Raw genomic sequence first — 19039 nt, 5'->3', positions numbered from 1 at the left:
AGTTCCGCGGCGAGCGCGCCGAGCCGCGCCGCATCCCGCGCCACCAGCACCAGCCGTGCCCCGCGCGCCGCGCCGCGCCTGGCCAGCGCCGTGCCCACCGCACCCGTGGCGCCGACCACCACAATCGTTCCCGACATGCTCTCTCCAGGCCTTCACCAAGGTCTGCTGCAGATGGGGCGGGACCGGCGCAACGCGAGGGGGCGGCGGGGCAGGCGCGACAGATGCCGCGGTCCGTGGCAGGATGGCGGAGCGATGCGGCAGCTCCTTCTCCTTCGGCATGCGAAATCATCCTGGGACGATCCGTCGCTCCCCGACCACGCGCGCCCCCTCAATGCGCGCGGGCGGCGTGCCGCCCAGGCCATGGCCGCTGCGATGCGCGACCTGGGGCTCGCGCCCGATGTCGTGCTCGTCTCCTCCGCGCGGCGCACGCTGCAGACGCTCGAGGCGATCGCGCCCTTCCCCGACAGCCCGATGGTCGAGCCGATGGACGACCTGTACCTGGCACCCTGGCCGCGGCTGCTCGACCTGCTGCGCCGCGCGCCGGAGACCGCGCGCAGCATCCTGCTGATTGGACATAATCCCGGCTTGCAGGACCTGGCGCTGGCCCTGGTCGGCGCGGGCGGGATGACCGGGGGCGCTGCAGTCGCGGCGCGGCGCATCGCCGAGGGCTTCCCAACCTGCGCCCTGGCTGAGTTCAGCATCGCCACGCCCTGGCACGACCTGGCCGAGGGGGGCGGGCGCCTGGTGCGATTCCTGGCCCCGGCCGACCTCCCGGAAATGGCCATCTGACCATGCCCGCCGCCGCTTCCCCGGCAACACGACTTCCGATCGCCGAGGACGCCGCCGAGACGCCATCTGCACACCCCATCCCGGGCGTAGAAGACGCGCCGATGGCCGTGACCCTGGAATTCGCCCTGCCGCCCGAGGCGGCCGGGCGACTGGCACGCCTTCCCTTCGTGCAGGCTCATCGCATCGGCCGCGCCCGCAGCGCCGCAGCCGAGACGATCTGGTCCGACACGGCGGAGGGGCTGCTCTGCGCGCAGGGCCTTCTTCTGGAATCGCCCCGGCGCGGCAAGCGGGTGCTGCGCCGGCTGCTCCCGCGGCCGGAGGCGGCCTGGCATCCCGCACAGCCGCCCGGCATCGAGGCGGTGTTCGAAACCGACGACGCACAGCCGGCGACCGACGGCGCGCCGCTCGTCGCGCTGGCCGCCTTCACCGGCCGCCGCCAGACCTTCGGCCTGGCGCTGGCGGAGGGCACGGTCGATGCGGAGCTGCTGATCGGCCGCCTGCGCAGCGTTGCGGCCGAAAGCGAGGCCGCCCGGCTGGTCCTTGCCGGCCCGCTGCCCGCCGTGATGGCCGCGGCGCGCGCGATCGCCGCACACCTGCCGCTGGCGCCACCGCTCGTCTCGCTGGCGGAGGAAGCCCGCGCGATGGCGAGCGGAGCCGGTCCGCGTCCATATCGGTTGGGGCCGCCCGATACCTCGGAAGCATCGACCGTCGAGGACGCCTTCCTGCGCGCCGTCGGCCATCTGCTGGAAGTTCTGCACCAGCAGGCGGCGCGCATCCGGCATGGCGGGGAGCCGGAGGCGGTCCACCAGAGCCGCGTTGCGCTCCGGCGGCTGCGGTCGGTGCTGCGCGTCTTCCGCAGGGTCGTGGATCACCCGGACCTGCGCAGCCTCGATGCACGTCTGCGCGAGGTGGTCGGCAGCCTTGGGCCGGCGCGGGACTGGGACGTCTTCCTGGGCGGCATCGGCCACCATGTCGCCACCGCCTTCGCGGACGACGCGCGGATCGCCGCCTTGCTGCGTGCCGCCGAGGCGCGGCGCGACCTGGCCTATGATGCCGCCGTGGCGATGGTCGCCGCGCCCGGCTGGCGGCTGCTGCTGATTGATGCGCTTTCCGTGCTGCTGGCGCGTCCGTGGCGCGACGCGGCATCAGGCTCGCCACGCGAGGCGCTGGAGATGCCCGCCCGCGCCTTCGGCCGCATGGCGCTCGACCGCCACTGGGCCCGCCTTCGCCGCGCCGGCGCTGCCTTCGAGACCCTTACCGCCGAGGACCTGCATGAGTTGCGCCTCGACGGCAAGCGCCTGCGCTACGCCGCCGAGGTCTTCGCACCGCTGTTCGACGGCAAGCGCGCGCGGCGGTTCCTGCGACGCCTAGCGAGGCTGCAGGACGGGCTCGGCATTGCCAATGACGTTGCCGTGGCGCGTGGCCTCGCGCAGGCCCTGGCCGCCCGCAGCGCGGGTCGAAGCTGGGCCGTGGGTGTCGTGGAGGGCTGGTGCGAGGCCAGGGTTGCCGATCACCGGGGCGATGCGCTGGAGGCCTGGCACCGCTTGGGGGGCAAGGATCGTTTTTGGACAGGCGATTAGGCGCGATTCCTTAACCTGCGCCCGCGATCGGTCCGCCACACCTTGTCGCTTTTCGCTGCGACCAGCGGTTGCAGGGCCTTCGCGGTCGGTTTAACGATCCGGACGTGCTGGAACGACGTCGCATCTTTAAGGGCCGCAAAGCCCGCTCCCGGTTCGGTGGGGCGGCGCTGGTAGTGTCCGCCGTGATTGCCGCGCCCCTGGTGCTTGGCGTTGCGCTGCCCTCCAGCCTGTTCGGCTCCGCACCCACCGACCGCAACTGGCGTGCCGAGGCGCATGCCATCCGCATTGTCGACGGCGAGACGATCGGGCTCGGGGAGCGGATCGTCCGCCTTGATGGCGTGGCCGCGCCGGCGCGTGGCGAGGCGTGCCGGGCACCTACGGGCGAAACCTTCGACTGCGGCGGCGCCTCTGCGGCGGCGTTGACGCGCCTGGTGGCTGGACGGCCGGTGGCCTGCCGGATCGTCGGGCAGGACGGTTTCGGGCGCGGCCTCGGCCAGTGCGACGCGGGCGGCGCGGACCTCAACCAGGCGCTCGTGAGCGGTGGCTTCGCCATTGCCACGGGCAGCGCGTTGCGCGGCCAGGAGAGCGTGGCGCGGCAGGCTGCGCTGGGCCTTTGGGCCAATGGCGTGGGCGCACCGGCAGCCTGGCGGGCGCGCAACTGAATATCGTTCCGGGAAGCGCCTCGCCCCGGATTCACGCGCGTCTGGCATGTCGATCGCGGATGCCCGACACGCGCGGCATGCCGGAGCTTTGCGGAAGCAGACGCCGAGCGCGCGCGCCCTCCAGATTGCCCACCTCGCGGTTTGCCAAGGCTGCGGACACCGCCCTATCTTGCGCTGCACCAATTCCGGGGCCCGGCGGGAACTTCGCCGTGGCCACACGAGCTGAGGATATCCCCGCATGACCAGCAAGGCAGCCGGCGCCATCACCGTCACGATGGAGGGCTCCAACAAGAGCACGACGCTTCCGCTGCTGGGCGGTACGCTCGGGCCGAAGGTGGCCGACATCCGCAAGCTGTATGGCGAGCTCGGAATCTTCACCTTCGACCCCGGCTATGGCGCCACGGCGTCGTGCGAAAGCACCATCACCTACATCGACGGCGACGAGGGCGTGCTGCTGTACCGCGGCTACCCGATCGAGCAGCTGGCGGAGAATTCCTCGTTCCTCGAGGTCTGCTACCTGCTGCTCAACGGCGACCTGCCGAACGCGGCGCAATACGACGAGTTCCACAAGGGCGTCACCTACCACACCATGCTGCACGAGCAGCTGCGCCGCTTCTTCGAGGGCTTCCGCCGCGACGCCCACCCGATGGCGGTGATGTGCGGCGTGGTCGGTGCGCTGGCGGCCTTCTACCACGACAACCTCGACATCAACGACGAGCGCCAGCGCGAGATCGCCGCCTTCCGGCTGATCGCCAAGGTGCCGACCATCGCGGCCTGGGCCTACAAGTACTCGATCGGCCAGCCTTTCATGTATCCGCGCAACGACCTCAGCTACTCGGAAAACTTCCTCTACATGCTCAATGCCGTGCCGGCAGAGCCCTGGGTGAACAACCCGATCCTGGCGCGCGCGATGGACCGCATCATGATCCTGCATGCGGACCACGAGCAGAACGCCTCGACCTCGACCGTGCGCCTGGCGGGCTCGACCGGCGCCAACCCCTTCGCCTGCATCGCCGCCGGCATCGCCGCCCTGTGGGGCCCTGCGCATGGCGGCGCAAACGAGGCGGTGCTGAAGATGCTCGCCGAGATCGGCAGGCCGGAGAACATCCCCGCCTTCATTCGCGAGGTGAAGGACAAGAACTCCCACACCAAGCTCATGGGCTTCGGCCATCGGGTCTACAAGAACTTCGACCCCCGCGCGAAGATCATGAAGGAGACCTGCCACGAGGTGCTCGGCGAACTCGGCATCAAGAACGAGCCGCTGCTCGACATGGCGATCGAGATGGAACGCATCGCGCTGACCGACGACTACTTCATCAGCCGCAAGCTGTACCCGAACGTGGACTTCTACTCAGGCATCATCCTGAAGGCGATGGGCATCCCCACGCATATGTTTACCGTGCTCTTCGCGGTGGCGCGCACGGTGGGCTGGGTCAGCCAGTGGAAGGAACTGATCGAGGACCCGTCACAGCGCATCGGGCGCCCGCGGCAGATCTACACCGGCGCGGCGGCGCGCGACTTCGTGCCGATGGACAAGCGCGGCTGAGGCCGCAAATGCGGGGGGAGGCCATCTTCCCCCGCCGGCGGGTCACCCGCGCTTGTGGCAGGCCACCCAGTGGCCGGGCCGGGCCTCGCGGAACTCTGGCGCCTTCCGGTCGCACACACCTTTCTCGGCGATGGGGCAGCGGGTGTGGAAATGGCAGCCCGAGGGCGGGTTCATCGGGCTTGGCAGGTCGCCCTGCAGGCGTATCCGCTGCCGCTTGAGGGTGGGGTCCGGGATCGGTACGGCTGAGAGCAGCGCTTCCGTGTAGGGGTGCAGCGGTTCCGCATATAGGTCGCGCGAAGGCGCCATCTCGACGATGCGGCCCAGATACATCACCGCGACGCGGTCGGAGATGTGCTCGACCACCGACAGGTCGTGCGCGATAAACAGGTAGGAGAGGCCGAACTTCTCCTGCAGGTCCTCGAGCAGGTTGATGACCTGCGCCTGGATCGAGACATCCAGCGCGCTGACCGGCTCGTCGCAGATGATCAGCTTGGGCGAGACCGCGAGCGCGCGGGCGATGCCGATGCGCTGGCGCTGCCCGCCCGAGAATTCGTGCGGGAAGCGCGACATGTGGTCGGCGCGCAGGCCGACGGTATCCAGCAGTTCGGCGACGCGCGCCTCGCGCTCGCGCCGGTTGCGCGCAAGGCCGTGGATCTCCAGCGCCTCGCCGATGATGGCCCCCACGGTCATGCGCGGGTTCAACGACGCGAAGGGGTCCTGGAAAATGATCTGCATGTCGCGGCGAATGGCGGCGAGCTCATGCCCGGTGAGCGCGCGCACGTCGCGCCCTTCGAAGCGCACCTCGCCCGAGGTGGGTTCGATCAGCCGCAGGATGCAACGGCCGGTGGTGGATTTGCCGCAGCCGGACTCCCCCACCAGCCCGAGCGTCTCCCCTGCCGCGAGATCGAAGCCCACGCCGTCCACTGCGTGCACATGATCCACCACGCGGCTCAGGATTCCGCCGCGCACGGGAAAGCGCTTCACCAGGTTGCGGACCGAGAGCAGCGGCTGCGCCATGGCGGGATCCTTCGCGGCGCTCACAGGATGCAGGCCACCTTGTGGCCGGGTGCGACCTCGCGCAGCGGCGGCTCGGCCGCGGTGCAGGCGTCGGTGGCGTAGCGGCAGCGCGCAGCGAAGCGGCAGCCTGGCGGCGGGTGGAGAAGCTGGGGCACGGTGCCGGGAATGGCTTCGAGGCGGCGATGCTGCGTGGCCGCGAGGTCGAGGCGCGGGATCGAGCGGATCAGCCCCTGGGTATAGGGGTGGCGGGGATTGCCAAACAGCTCGCGCACCGGCGCTTCCTCGACCACCTTGCCGGCGTACATGACGACGACGCGCTGCGCCACCTCGGCCACCACGCCCATGGCGTGGGTGATCAGCATGACCGCCATGCCGAGCCGATCCTTCATCTCGGCCAGCAGGTCGAGGATCTGCGCCTGGATCGTGACGTCGAGTGCGGTGGTCGGTTCGTCGGCGATCAGCAGCTGCGGATTGCAGGACAGCGCCATGGCGATCATGACGCGCTGGCGCATGCCGCCGGAGAACTGATGCGGATAGTCGGAGGCACGGCGCGCGGCGTTGGGGATGTTGACCAGCGCCAGCATCTCCTTGGCGCGATCGAAGGCGGCGCGGCGCGAGAGGCCCTCCTGGTGGCGCACCACCTCGGCAATCTGATCGCCCACCGTGTAGACCGGGTTGAGCGAGGTCATCGGCTCCTGGAAGACGATGGCGATCTGCTTGGCGCGGATCGACTGCATCTCCTCGGATTTCAGGGGCACCAGGTCGCGGCCCTGCCAGAGGATCTGCCCGGCCACGATGCGCCCGGGCGGCATGGCGATCAGCTTCAGCACCGTCATCGCGGTCACGGTCTTGCCGCAGCCGGATTCGCCGACGACGCAGACCGTCTCGCCGCGATCGACCGAGATGTCGACGCCATCCACCGCGCGGATCATGCCGTCATCGGTGGCGAAATGGACCTTGAGGCCGCGGATCGCGAGCAGCGGTTCGCTCACGAGGCGATCACCCGGCGCGGGTCGAAGGCGTCGCGCAGCCCATCTCCGATGAAGTTGATGGACAGCACGGTCAGGAAGATCATTGCCCCGGGAAAGATCGCCCAATGCGGCGCAAAGTCGAGGTTGTCCTTGGCGTCGAACAGGAGCCGGCCCCAGGTGGGAACGTCCGGCGGAAAGCCGAGGCCGAGGAAGGAGAGCGTGCTCTCGGCGATGATCGCCGCCGCGATATCGATGGTGGCGGCGACGATCACCGGCCCCATGGCGTTGGGAAGGATGTGGCGCAGCACAAGCCGCAGGCGGGAGGCGCCGAGGGCGCGCGCGGCCTCGACGAATTCCTTCTCGCGGAGCGAGAAGAACTGTGCACGCACGAGGCGCGCGACCTGCATCCAATTGAACCCGCCGATGATGATCACGATCAGGATGAAGACGCCGAGTTCGGGCCCCACGACCTTCGTGAGCGCATCGCGGAACAGGTAGATGATCAGCAGCAGCAGTGGCAGTTGCGGCAGCGACAGGAACAGGTCGGTCAGCCACATCAGCGCGGCATCTATGCGCCCGCCTGCCATGCCCGCCACCGCGCCCACCAGCACGCCCACCAGGATCGCGACCGTCATCGCCGCGAAGCCGACCGCGAGCGAGATCCGCCCGCCATAGAGCACGCGCGCCAGCAGGTCCTGGCCGAGGTCGTCCGTGCCCATCGGGTGCGCCCAGGAAGGACCCTGCAGGCGTGCGGTGAAGTCGATCTCGTCGATCGGCACTTGCCACACGAACGGCCCCACCAGCACGGCGAGCACCAGGGTCGACAGGATCACGAGGCTTGCCACCGCAAGCCGGTGCTTGCGGAAGCGCCGCCAGGCCTCGCGCCACGGCCCGACGCGCGGCGCCGCCGCGGCCGCAGCGCTAGCGGTAGCTGATGCGGGGATCGAGCCAGCCATACAGGACGTCCGCGATCAGGTTGAACAGGATGACGAGGCACGCGAAGACGAAGGTCACCGCCATGATGACCGGCGTGTCGTTGGCCAGGATGGCGGTGATCAGCAGCGACCCGATGCCCGGGATGCGGAAGATCTGCTCGGTCACGATCGCGCCGCCGAAGACGATGGGCATCTGCAGCGCGACCAGCGTGACCACCGGAATCATCGCGTTGCGCACCACGTGCTTCAGTGTGACGGCGCGCTCCGGCAGGCCCTTGGCGCGCGCCGTGGTCACGTGGTCCAGGCGAATCACGTCCAGCACCGCGGAGCGTACGAAGCGCACCAGGGCCGCCCCCTGGAACAGGCCCAGCACCATCACCGGCATGATCGACTGGCGGATGTGCTCCCACCACCAGCGCCAGCCGGTCGCGTCGATCTGTGCGCGATAGACGAAGGGCAGCCAGTCGAGCGTGATCGAGAACAGCAGGATCAGCAGCAGCCCGGTGAAGAAGGTGGGCAGCGAGAACCCCACGAAGGCGAGCGTGTTCGCGACCTTGTCGAACAGCGAATAGGGGCGCGTCGCCGCATAGACGCCGACCGGCAGCGCAACGCAGAGCGCCAACAGCTGCGCCGCGCCGATCACGATGATGGTGGTCGGCAGCCGCTGCAGGATCAGCTGGTCCACATTCACGCGGCTGACGAAGGAATACCCCCATTCCCCGCGCAGCATCGCAAACAGCCAGTTCAGGTAGCGCTGGTAGACGGGGTCATCGAGACCGAGGCTCGCGCGCAGGTTCGCCCGCACGTCGGGCGGGATGGCCGGGTTCGTGGCCAGTTCCTCGAACGGATCGCCCGGCGCCAGGGCTAGAACGGTGAACAGAACCACGCTGATCCCGAGCAGGCTCGGGATCGCGATCAGCAGCCGCCGGATCAGGTACTGGGTCACGCGCGGCGCATCAGGTCTCGCGATACCAGTCGTTGAGGTACCACATCGTGAGGTCCCAGGCGCTGAGCACATGGCGCAGGTTGTTGAGGCTGGCGCTGACCGTGGGCCGGCGCACCAGCGGAATAATATGGTTCGAACCCACCACCAGGTCGTTCATTCGGATGAACAGCGCGGCGCGCTTCACCGGGTCGAGCTCGCCCTGCGATTCGCGGAAGATGCGATCGTATTCCTCACTGCGCCAGCGGACGATGTTGCGGCCCTGCCAGTTGTTCGCCTTGGCCGAGACCTCCCACGAGACGTACTGGTTCATGAAGCGCTCGGGGTCCGCCTGCGGCATAGTGGTCGTGTACATCTGCATGTCGGCGTAGAGCTTAGTGTAGGTGTCGGGATTGGCGACATCCGACGAGAAGAACACCGAGGCCGTGACCGACTTGAGCTCGAGGTCGATGCCCGCGCGCTGCGCCGCCTGCTTGTAGATTGCCTGGGTACGCTGGCGCGGTGCGTTGACCGAGGTCTGGTAGACGAAGCGCAGCCGTACGCCGTCCTTGGCACGGATGCCGTCGCGACCGCGCGCCCAGCCAGCGGCGTCGAGGACCTCGTTCGCCTTCTGGATGCTGAATTCCCAGCGCATGTTGGGCGAGGCGAAGCGCGGCGGGTTGTTCAGGAAGTTCGCGGTCGCGGGACCGCCGCGACCGTAGATGAACTGCTCGAGCGCATTGCGGTCGATCAGCATGGCCATCGCCTGGCGCACCGCGGGGTCACGGAAGGCCGGATGCTGCGTGCTGATGTGCGAACGCTCGCCATCGATCTCGCGGTTCGGGTCCGTGGCGTTGAGTTGCACGAACTCGATGCCGCCCCCCTCGACGATGTTCACCTTTCCGCGGCCAGCAGCTTCCAGCCGCTTCAGGATCTCGTCCTCGACCTGCATGTTCCAGGCGTAGTCGTAGTCGCCCGTCTGCAGCACCGCGCGCGCGGCCGAGACCGCATCGCCGCCGCCTTTGACCTCGAGCGTGTCGAAATAGGGACGGTTGTCCATGTGGTAGTTCGGGTTGAGCTCGGCCCGCAGCGTGTCGCCCGGCGCGAAGGAGACGAAGCGGTAGGCGCTGGTGCCGACAGGGCGCAGGTTCGCAGGCGCGTCGCGCGAATTGGCGCCGGCGAAGTCCTTGAACAGGTGGCGCGGAATGATCTGCCCGGTGCCGCCCACGAAGGCGTCTGCCCAGAACGGCGTCGGCTGCGGGAATTCGATGCGGACCGTATGGTCGTCCACCTTCACGACGTTCACGTCGCGGTAGGAGCCCGACGTGACGGCGGCGACACCCGGATTGCGCGCATACTCCCAGTTGAACACGACGTCGTCGGCCGAGAAATCCTGGCCGTCGTGCCACTTCACGCCGCGCTTGAGCTTCCAGGTCACCGAGCGCCCGTCTTCCGCGAGGCCGCCATTCTCGCGCGAGGGGATCTCGGCGGCGAGGATCGGGACAAGCGTGCCGTCCGAGGCCCAGCCGGCGAGCGGCTCGTAGAAGACGCGACCCGCATCCTGGTTCGTCGTGCCGGCGGCGAAATGCGGGTTCAGCAGCGTCGCGGCCTGCCAGTAGAGCACCTTCAGCGCGCCGCCGCCGCCGCGCCGCGTCGGGCGATAGGCCGGCACGCTCTGCGCGCCGGCTGGCGAAGCACCGGCGATCGCCAGAAGCTGCGTCGCCATCGGCGCGGTGAAGCCGACCGCCGCCAGCCGCTTGACGAAGCCACGCCGCGACAGGCTGCCGCCCTTCACGCGGGCGATGAGGCCGCGGAGATCGTCTTCGGTCATGTCATCTGCTCCCAGTCGGCGCCTTGCGGCGTCTTGCCCGTCCCGGTGATCAAATTGCCGTGGAAACAGGGCGGAGCGCCAGAGGCTTCTCGCGACGGCCGGCGCGAGGCCGGCCCGCCCGACCTGGACATGCTCCCGCGATGGTCGCTGAATGCCCGCAAAGACAGCAGGACCGGCCATGACCGCCACCCCCCTCACCTTCCACGATGCGACCCGCGCCTTCGCCGATGGGGCGGATACCCCGCGCGCCTATCTCGAACGCTGTCTCGAGACGATCTCGCTGCGCGAGTCGGTGGTCCGGGCCTGGGTGGTGACGAACGAAGCCGGCGCTCGCAAGGCGGCAGACGCGAGCACGCAGCGCTGGCGCCAGGGCAGGCCCCTCTCGCCCATCGATGGCATGCCGCTCGGCATCAAGGATCTGCTCGAGACGCGGGACATGCCCACGCAAATGGGCTGCCGCGCCTATCGCGGAAACTTCCCGAAGCGCGACAACGCTGCCGTATGGGCGCTGCGCGAGGCCGGCGCCGTCGTGCTTGGCAAGACGGTCACGACGGAGCTGGGCGGCGCACATCCCGGCCCCACCACCAATCCCTTCGACCAGCGCCGAACGCCGGGCGGTTCGTCCTCTGGCTCGGCGGCGGCCGTCGGCGCGCGGATGGTGCCTGCGGCACTCGGCACGCAGGTCGGCGGCTCGGTCATCCGCCCGGCCTCCTATTGCGGCAATGTCGCACTCAAGCCGACCCAGGGCGGCATCAATCGCGGCGAGCGCCAGGCCACCAGCATGAGCACCACCGGCATCCATGCCGGGTCGATCGAGGACATGTGGCAGGTCGCCATCGAGATCGCGAGGCGTGCCGGCGGGGATCCGGGCCGCCCGGGCCTGTTCGGACCGCCGGCACCGCCCGCCGCCCGCCGCCCTGCGGTCATCGGCGTGATGGAGACGGAAGGCTGGGCGGCGCTGGACGATGCGAGCAAAGCGGCCTTCGAGCAGGTGGTCGCGCAGTTGCGCGCCGCCGGCGTGACAGTGATGCGTCGTGCCGACCATCCGATGCTGGAGGCCTTCGAGACATCGCTGCTGGGTGTGCAGGCGATGACCAGCGCCATCACCGGCTGGGAGAACCACTGGCTGTTCCGCAACCTGGTCGCGCAGGATGCCGATGCGATCAGCGCCCGCTCGCGCGCCGTGCTCGCCATGGCAGACCGCATGACGCCGGAGGACTACCGCATGCGCCTGCTCCAGCGCGAGGAACTGCGCCTGCGCCACGCCGCGCTTGCGCCCCTGGTGGATGCGCTGATCGCGCCGGCTTCACCGGGTCCCGCGCCGCTCTGGGCCGGCGATGTCCCCGGCCAGCCGCTGGTCGCCCGTCCGACCGGCGATGCGGTGTTCAATACGCCAAGTTCTGGGATCGGAGCGCCCGCCGTGACGATTCCGCTGACCACCGTCGGCGGCATGCCGATGGGCATCCAGGTCATGGCGCAGGTGAACATGGATGCGCAGGCCACCGCGACCGCGCGCTGGATGCTGGAGACGCTGCCGCCGGTCGCCGCATGACCCCGCCCAGCCCCGAACAGGTCCGCGCGCGCCTCGCGGAGATCCGGGCCGCACGCGGGTTCGTACTGCCGCATCACGGCGCCATGGCGGCCGCCCTGCCCGATCTGCACGCTGCCTACGAGGCGATGTACCAGGCGCTGACGCTCGATGACCATCACCTCTCGCCCCATCGCAAGGAGGTGGTGTGGCTTGCCATCCTCGCCGCCTGCCGGGAGCCGGTCGGCACGCATCATCTCCATCGCTTCATGGCAACCGGCGGCACCGGGGATGAGGCCGCCGCGGTGTTCCGCCTGGCCGCCTGGGCCGGCGGCGCAGAACGCTACGCGACGCTTGCGGCACATTGGCAGGGCCAGTTGCCGGGCCTTGAGCTCGCGGCCGAATACCGTGCGGCCGGCAGCGCGCTGATTGCCGGATCGCCGCTCGACGAAGCTACGGCGCGGCTGGCGCTGATCGCCGTGCAGACCGCCTGCGACGAGGCATGGGGCCTCGCGGCGGAGATCGAGGCGGCCTACGCCGCCGGCGTGCCGGAACCCGAGATCGCGGAGGCGATGAGCCTCGCGATCTGGCCGCGCGGCGTGAACCCCTTCGTGCGCGCGACCGGCGTCTGGCTGCGGCTGATGCAGGAGGGGCGCGTGTCGCCCTCCCCTGCCTTCCGCGCCTGGGCGGAGACGCCCGGTCAGGGCGCCTTCGAGGCGCCGTCGGCGTAACGACCCGCGGGCCTACAGCGTCACCACCAGGTTCAGCGCGGTATCGCACAGCGCCACGGTGCCCGGCGGAAGAACCAGCGTGCTCTCGCGTTCCTCGACCAGTGCGGGCCCGGCCACGCGGTCGCCGGGGCGCAGGGACGCGCGCTGGATGACTGGTGTGTCGACGAAGCCCCCCGCCTCCGGGAACCAGGCAGGACGGTGCCGCAGGGGCGGCACTGCCGCGGCCTCGCCGGATAGCGCCGTCAGCGATACGCCGGGCGTCGGTCCAGCCATGATCACCTGCCAGGACACGCATTCGACCGGCAGTCCCGGTTCGGTCCGGCCGTACTGCTGCAGGTAGCGTTCCTCGAAAGCGGCACGCACCGCGGCGCGGTCGCCGGTTGCGAGCGCAGCCGGCGGGATCTCCGCCTCGACCTGGAAGCCCTGGCCGGAGTAACGGAGCGCACCGATCACCCGGCGCGAAGTGGCGCCTGGCGCGACGCCCGCCTCGGCCAGCATCGCGAGGCCCTCCGCTTCGAGGCCCCCCACTAACGTGCGCAGAGCATCGAAATCGAGCCCGGCCAGCGGCGCGACCCAGCCGCGCACGAATGCGAAGGAGATCGGCGAGGCGAGAAAGCCGAAGGCCGAGGCCACGCCCGCACCCGCCGGCGCGACCAGCTTCGCGATGCCAAGCTTGCGGCAGACCTGCGCGGCATGCACCGGGCCCGCACCGCCGATCGGCACCATGGTGTAGGATTCGATCCTGCGCGCCTTCTCCAGCGCGTGGATCGCCGCGGCCTGGGCCATGTTGCCGTTGACCGTCTCGTGCAGGGCCCAGGCGGCATCGACCACCGACAGGCCGAGCGGGTCGGCCAGGTGCTCGCGCAGCGCTCGCTCCGCGGCCGCGACATCGAGGCGCATGTCGCCGCCCAGAAAGCTGCCCGCATCCAGGTACCCGAGCACGAGGTCGGCATCGGTCACCGTCGGCCGCGAGCCACCGAGCCCGTAGCAGGCCGGGCCAGGATCGGAGGAGGCGCTCTCGGGGCCCACGCGGATCAGGCCGAGCCGATCGACCTGCGCGATGGATCCGCCGCCGGCGCCGATCTCGATCATCTCGATCACCGGCACCTTGAGTGGCAAGCCGCTGCCCTTGCGGAAGCGGTCGACGCGCGCGACTTCGAAATCCAGGCTGCGCAGCGGTTCGCCTCCCTCGATCAGGCAGGCCTTGGCGGTCGTGCCGCCCATGTCGAAGCACAGGATGTCCGGCGTGCCCGCGGCGGCGCCATACAGCGCCGTGGCGCGTACCCCGCCGGCGGGGCCCGATTGCACCAGGCGGATGGGATGGCGTGCAGCTGTGGCCTCGCCGACCGTGCCGCCATCCGACAGCATGAGATAGAGCGGTCCGGTCAGGCCGAGCCCGCGCAGCCCATCGCCGAGTCGCGCGAGGTAGCGTCGGAACACCGGCAGCACATAGGCGTTGCCGATGGTCGTGGAGGCGCGTTCGTATTCGCCGATCTCCGGCACCACGTCGGAGGAGAGGCAGAGCGTGAGGCCCGGTGCTTCCTCGGCGAGGATCTCCGCCATGCGGCGCTCATGCGCCGCGTTGCGGAAGGCGTGCAGGAAGCAGACCGCGACCGCCTGCACGCCCTGCGCGGCCAGGTCGCGCGCGGCGGCACGGGCGGCGGGCTCGTCCAGCGGCGTGCGGATGCCGCCATCGGGCAGGATGCGTTCCGGCACCTCGATCCGGCGTCGACGCGGGACCAGCGGCTCGGGCACGCGCATGAACAGGTCGTAGGTGTCGTGGCGCAGTTCCGTGCCGATCTCGACCACATCGCGGAAGCCGTCGGTAGTGATCAGGCCGGTCGGCACGCCGCGGCGTTCGATCAGCGCATTCGCCACCAGAGTCGTCCCGTGGATGACGTGCTGCACGTCGGCCGGCGCGATTCCGTGCGCCTCGAGCATCTGCCGGATGCCCGTCAGCACCGCCTGCTCAGGAGCGGCCGGCGTGGTCAGCACCTTGCCGTTGCGCAGCGTGCCGTCGCGCGTGTCGAGCAGCACGAAGTCGGTGAAGGTGCCGCCGATATCGACGCCGATGCGGAAGGGCGCGGCGCTCATGAGCCATAAGCCTTCGCGCCGGCCGCGGTGACGTAGCCCTCGGCGATGTCGCGCGCGATTGCGGCCGGGTCGCGTTCGGCAGGCACACCCATGCCGCCGCCGCCAGGCGTTTCGAAGGTGATGCGGTCGCCCGGGCCGATCGTTATGCGCGCCTTGGCCACGACCGGCGCGCCGTTCAGAAGGTCCCGGCCTGTACGGCCCGACTGCCCGCCCAAGATGCCGCGTGGCGGGTTCTGCACGCGTTCGTGGCGATAGGTGACGGTGACCGGCTTCGGCCCCGTGGCCTCGAAGGTCAGCCGCTGCGAGAGACCACCACGCGTGCGGCCCGCGCCTCCGGAATCCGGGATCAGTCGCTTCTCGGTCAGCAGCATGGGCACGGCGTTCTCGAACTGCTCGACCGGCTGCGTCGCGACGTTGGAGGGAAAGGACAGGCAGGCCGGGCCGTCGCGCATCGGCAGCGCGCCATGGCCACCATTCATGAAGAACATTCGCACGTAGCGACGGCCATCCGCGTGCTCACCGGTGAAGTAGCAGTTCCACAAGGGGCTGCCGCACTCGGCGATGACGCGGTCCGGAATGAGTTTGCCGAGAGCGGCGAGCACCAGGATCGGCAGGTAGTGCCCGGTGAGGTGCCGCCCCCAGACCGGGGCCGGACGGCGCGGATTGACGATGCTGCCCTCCGGCGCGATCAGGCGGATGGGGCGGAAGCAGCCGTCATTGTTCGGTGTCTCGGGGTCGAAGGCGCATTTCACCGCGTAATGCGAATAGGCGCGCGAGAAGTTCAGCGGCGAATTCACCGGGCGTGCGATCTGCGGATCGGTGCCGGTGAAATCGAGTGTCAGCGCGTCGCCCGTCACGGCCATGCGCAGGCGGATGGTCACGGGATGCTCGAACCCATCGGAGGTGACCTGGTCCGTCACCTCGCCATCCGGCACGGCAGCGATCGCCTGGCGCATGCTGCGTTCGGAGCGCGTGAAGATCTCGGCGGCGAGCGCATCGATGTCGCCGATGCCTTCCTCCGTAACGATACGGAACAGGCGTGCCTCCGCCTGCTCGTAGACCGCGAACAGCGCACGGATGTCGCCGAGCGTCTCGTCAGGCTGGCGCAGGTTCGCCTCGAGGAAGGCGATGACGTCCTCGTTCTCGCGTCCCTCGCGCAGGATGCGCGCGATCGGGATGGTGAGCCCTTCCTCCCAGGAATCGCGCGCCTCGACGGATGGGGCGCCGCCGATATCGGTGGAATGGAAGGTCCCGCCGATCCAAGCGGCGATGCGCCCGTCGCGGAAGATGGGCCGGATGGTCGTGATGTCGTTCAGGTGGCCGGTGCCGAGATAGCCGTCGTTGCTGATCAGCACGTCGCCGGGGCGCAGGCTCTCGCGCGGGAAGCGCGCGAGCATGTGACGGAGCGTCACCGGCATGGTGCCGACGAAGGAAGGCACCGATCGCGAGGACTGCGCGAATTGCCGCCCCGCGCTGTCCATCAACCCGATCGCCATGTCCCAGTTGTCGCGTACGACCGATGAGAAGGAGGTGCGCACGAAGTTCTGCGCCGCTTCGTCCATCAGCCCGGCGATGCGGCTCCAGGCCGAGCCAAGGCTGAGTGCCGTGAAGCCTGCCATGTGTCGTCCTCAGCCCCGCATCGCCTGGAGTTGCTGCAAGTAGCCCGCAGGATCGACCAGCACATCCACGAGCGACGGTCCGTCATGCGCAAAGGCATCGTCGAGTGCGGCCGCGAGTTCGGCCTCATCCCGGGCGCGGAACCCGCGGGCGCCGAGACCGTCCGCCACCATCGCGAAATTCGCGCGGCTCCAGCGCACGCCCTCGGCCGGCAATTGCCGCTGCTGCTGCTTCACATCGATCAGCGACAGCGCGCCATCATTGAACACCACCGTCACCAGGCGCGCGCGATGATCCACGGCGGTGGCGAGTTCCGCCACGCACATCATCAACCCGCCATCTCCCGTGAAGGCGATCGCGCCCCGCGCCGGGTCGTGCAGTGCGGCCGCGATACCCGCAGGCAGCGCAAACCCCATGGTGGCGAGGCCATTCGAGATCAGCAGGTCGCGCGGCCGCGAACACGGCCAGAATGCCGTCGCTGAGAACATATGGGCGCCGGCATCGACGCTGGCGCGCGGGTCACGTCCCGCCCGCGCGGCGGACTCGGCCGCGATCTGAATGATGCGGGGCGGCGCCACGCCGCCGCCTCCCGGCCACGTCAGCGCATCGCGCATCGCGGCGCGATGCGCCATGATTTCCGTCTGTGTCCAGTCGCCGCACCGCGCACCATCCGCGAGGGCAGCGGCGATTCGCGCGACCGGCCCATAGGCGCCGACCGCAATGGGCGTGTAGTGGACGGGGAAGGGCCTTGCGGCGATTTCGACGACCGGCGCGGCATAGCGCCAGGGTTGCAGGATGAATTCGACTGGATCGGCGCCGACCAGAAGGATCAGGTCCGCTGCGCCCACAACACCCGCTTCCAGCGAGCCGCCGGTGAAGATGCCGACATGCTGGGGATGCGCATCCGCCAGCACGCCCTTTGCCTTGTAGGTGACGAGCACCGGACAGCCAAGCGCTTCCGCAAGCGCGCGGGACTCCGGGGCTGCGTCCGTCGATTCGAGACCCAGGATCATCACGGGCCGACGCGCGCTGGCCAGGCTGGCAAGTATCGGTCCCAGGTCGGGCAGCTGCGCGGGCTTCGGTGCGGGCCGCTGGATCGCGCCCACAGGCCGTTTCGCCACGGCCGAGGTCAGGTCGAGATGCACAGCCCCGCGCGGATGCTGCATGGCGGAATCCAGTAGGGACTCGAGTTCCGCTGCCGGATCGGCGGTCTCGAGGCGTGCGTAGCCCTTCACATACGCGGCGGTCGCAAGGCGCTGGTCGAAGACCTGGTGCGTGATCCAATGGGTTTGCGCAGGCGTGAAGCCATCCGTCACGACCAGCATCGGGGCGCGCTCCAGCGTCGCGCAGCTCATGCCGTTCGCGGCGTTCGACAACCCTGGTCCCTTCGTGGTCAGGACCACGCCCGGGGCGCCGGTCAGTTCCGCATCGGCCGCCGCCATCATTGCGGCACTGCCTTCATGGCGGCACAGCACGAATTGAACGCCCGCAGGTCCGGTCGCCTGGATGAGGTCGAGTGACGAGCCGCCGCCCGGGACTCCCCAGATCCGGCGGGTGCCGCGCGCGGCCACGGCTTCGACGACGCGCGCGGCAGCGCTGTCGGCCATGCTCGACGGCGAGTGGTCGCGAGGCGGGAGGGAGCGATGCATAGGCTACCTTTGCCCGGAACGCGATCGCGGTGAAGACATGACCACGGGCCTCATCACTTCCATCAGCGAAGGATCGCGACGGTGGCGATGGGGTTTTCTGCGAGCGTGTCGTTGGGGGACAGGGAGGTGGCCCAGATCCCCGATTCTACCATGGTGACCGGCTACTGTCGCGGGCTGTGTCGGCACGTGTCTCGAGAAGGACGCGCGCAAGGCACGCGGCTCGTCAGTCCCGATTCGGAATCTTCACATAGGCAGCGCGAAACCATCCGCCGCGGGGCCGCGAACATGCTGCGACGGAGGCCGAGATACCCCGTACGCTCACCCTACTCGATTCTCTGCGCCACACCTACGATCCGCGGCGCTGCCCGCTGCTGTGGATCGACGCGATCCTGCACTGCGCCGCCGGGTCACGGATCGAGCAGGCGTGACCGCTGAAGGGCGCGGGCCGAAACACCTTATGCATCGCAGGAAGGACGCTCGCGTGCCCGAACCCAAGCCGTGCAACCCGACGCGCGCGGTGGGCTGACCTTCCCCCCTGCCTGGGATCCACCTGGAATGAGAGAGTTGGCCTCCTTGGAAGGAGGCAGGGATGCCGAAGAAGCGACCCACGGCGGAGCAGATCATCGGGCTGCTGCGGCAGGCTGAGGTGGAGTTGGCGCAGGGCCGGACGGTGGGGGAGGTCTGCCGCGGCCTCGGCGTATCCGTGGCGAGCTTCTACCGCTGGCGAGCTGAGTATGGCGGGCTGAAGGTGGACCAGGCGCGCCGGCTGAAGGATCTCGAGCGGGAGAACGCGCGGCTGAAGCGCGCGGTGGCGGAGCTGACGCTGGACAAGCTGATCCTGAAGGAAGCTGCGGAGGGAAACTTCTAGGCCCCGAGCGCCGCCGGGCTGGCGTGCGGCATGTGCAGGCGGTGCTCGGGGTGTCCGAGCGCCGCGCGTGCCGCACGCTGGGCCAACCACGCTCGACGCAGCGCAAGGCGCGGATCGTGCGGTCCGACGAGGCCGCACTGACCAAGGCGGTGGTGTCGCTGGCGGCGGAGTATGGCCGCTACGGCTACCGCCGGATCACCGCGCTGCTGCGGGCCGAGGGCTGGCGGGTGAACGCCAAGCGGGTAGAGCGCATCTGGCGGCGCGAGGGGCTGAAGGTGCCGCGGCGGCAGCCGAAGCGA

General features: G+C 69.7%; 13 protein-coding genes and 4 pseudogenes. 7 read left to right on the top strand and 10 right to left on the bottom strand.

Translation table 11 applies throughout. The annotated features are described in order from the left end of the window. Nucleotides 1–252: 252 nt before the first annotated feature. The 4 genes from HW578_RS11095 (at nt 253) to gltA (ending at nt 4577) form a co-directional block, all read left to right on the top strand. Entirely contained in the window at nt 253–789 is a 537-nt protein-coding gene (locus HW578_RS11095; protein WP_198370619.1) for a SixA phosphatase family protein, read from the top strand. A 101-nt stretch (nt 790–890) separates the two neighbouring features. Continuing rightward, nucleotides 891–2369 carry a CYTH and CHAD domain-containing protein gene (locus HW578_RS11090; protein ID WP_198370618.1) on the top strand — a complete coding sequence of 493 codons (1479 nt, stop codon included), beginning with the start codon at nt 891–893 and terminating at the stop codon, nt 2367–2369. 104 nt (nt 2370–2473) lie between these two features. After that, nucleotides 2474–3031 carry a thermonuclease family protein gene (locus tag HW578_RS11085; RefSeq protein ID WP_198370617.1) on the top strand — a complete coding sequence of 186 codons (558 nt, stop codon included), beginning with the start codon at nt 2474–2476 and terminating at the stop codon, nt 3029–3031. A gap of 238 nt (nt 3032–3269) precedes the next feature. After that, the gene (gltA, locus tag HW578_RS11080; RefSeq protein WP_198370616.1) at nt 3270–4577 is read left to right on the top strand and encodes a citrate synthase; all 1308 of its coding nucleotides are present in this window, start codon (nt 3270–3272) and stop codon (nt 4575–4577) included. Nucleotides 4578–4619: 42 nt separating this feature from the next. On the opposite strand, the gene HW578_RS11075 is transcribed toward gltA, so the two are convergent. From HW578_RS11075 to HW578_RS11055, 5 genes are read right to left on the bottom strand one after another with little or no spacing between them, the layout of a single operon-like run. Then, nucleotides 4620–5594: an ABC transporter ATP-binding protein gene (locus HW578_RS11075; protein ID WP_198370615.1), complete on the bottom strand. Its 975-nt coding sequence runs from the start codon at nt 5592–5594 to the stop codon at nt 4620–4622. Nucleotides 5595–5614: 20 nt separating this feature from the next. Further along, a complete protein-coding gene (locus tag HW578_RS11070; protein ID WP_456308273.1) occupies nt 5615–6586 on the bottom strand; it encodes an ABC transporter ATP-binding protein in 972 nt (323 codons plus the stop codon). Next, the gene (locus tag HW578_RS11065) at nt 6583–7521 is read right to left on the bottom strand and encodes an ABC transporter permease (RefSeq protein WP_198370614.1); all 939 of its coding nucleotides are present in this window, start codon (nt 7519–7521) and stop codon (nt 6583–6585) included. The genes HW578_RS11070 and HW578_RS11065 overlap by 4 nt, the downstream gene beginning before the upstream one ends. Then, nucleotides 7487–8446, bottom strand: coding sequence for an ABC transporter permease (locus tag HW578_RS11060; RefSeq protein ID WP_198370613.1), 960 nt, complete (start codon nt 8444–8446; stop codon nt 7487–7489). The genes HW578_RS11065 and HW578_RS11060 overlap by 35 nt, the downstream gene beginning before the upstream one ends. 10 nt (nt 8447–8456) lie before the next feature. Then, nucleotides 8457–10253: a peptide ABC transporter substrate-binding protein gene (locus HW578_RS11055; protein WP_198370612.1), complete on the bottom strand. Its 1797-nt coding sequence runs from the start codon at nt 10251–10253 to the stop codon at nt 8457–8459. 178 nt (nt 10254–10431) lie between these two features. Here HW578_RS11055 and HW578_RS11050 point away from each other — a divergent pair, with 178 nt between their 5' ends. Continuing rightward, nucleotides 10432–11805, top strand: a complete 1374-nt coding sequence (locus HW578_RS11050) for an amidase (RefSeq protein WP_232478882.1) — start codon at nt 10432–10434, stop codon at nt 11803–11805. Beyond that, entirely contained in the window at nt 11802–12512 is a 711-nt protein-coding gene (locus tag HW578_RS11045; protein WP_198370610.1) for a carboxymuconolactone decarboxylase family protein, read from the top strand. Before HW578_RS11050 ends, HW578_RS11045 begins: the two co-directional genes overlap by 4 nt. A 12-nt stretch (nt 12513–12524) precedes the next feature. Here the strand turns inward: HW578_RS11045 and HW578_RS11040 are convergent, their stop codons facing one another. The 5 genes and pseudogenes from HW578_RS11040 to HW578_RS28580 form a co-directional block, all read right to left on the bottom strand. Further along, nucleotides 12525–14606 (bottom strand): hydantoinase/oxoprolinase family protein, encoded by a 2082-nt coding sequence (locus HW578_RS11040; RefSeq protein WP_198370609.1) that lies wholly within the window; start codon nt 14604–14606, stop codon nt 12525–12527. Next, nucleotides 14603–16225, bottom strand: coding sequence for a hydantoinase B/oxoprolinase family protein (locus HW578_RS11035; protein WP_198370608.1), 1623 nt, complete (start codon nt 16223–16225; stop codon nt 14603–14605). Before HW578_RS11035 ends, HW578_RS11040 begins: the two co-directional genes overlap by 4 nt. Nucleotides 16226–16234: 9 nt before the next feature. Next, nucleotides 16235–16714, bottom strand: a pseudogene (locus HW578_RS28590) (thiamine pyrophosphate-dependent enzyme); the annotation flags it as partial. 198 nt (nt 16715–16912) lie between these two features. Beyond that, a pseudogene (locus HW578_RS28585) lies at nt 16913–17548 on the bottom strand (hypothetical protein); the annotation flags it as partial. Then, a pseudogene (locus HW578_RS28580) lies at nt 17534–17830 on the bottom strand (thiamine pyrophosphate-binding protein); the annotation flags it as partial. The pseudogenes HW578_RS28585 and HW578_RS28580, both read right to left, overlap by 15 nt. A 631-nt stretch (nt 17831–18461) precedes the next feature. Here HW578_RS28580 and HW578_RS27820 point away from each other — a divergent pair. Further along, a pseudogene (locus HW578_RS27820) lies at nt 18462–19039 on the top strand (transposase); the annotation flags it as partial.

Source organism: Roseomonas rosulenta (assembly GCF_016106005.1).
GTDB lineage: Bacteria > Pseudomonadota > Alphaproteobacteria > Acetobacterales > Acetobacteraceae > Neoroseomonas > Neoroseomonas rosulenta.
The sequence above is the reverse complement of the archived record's forward strand: the minus strand, read 5'-3'. Positions and strand labels throughout refer to the sequence as shown.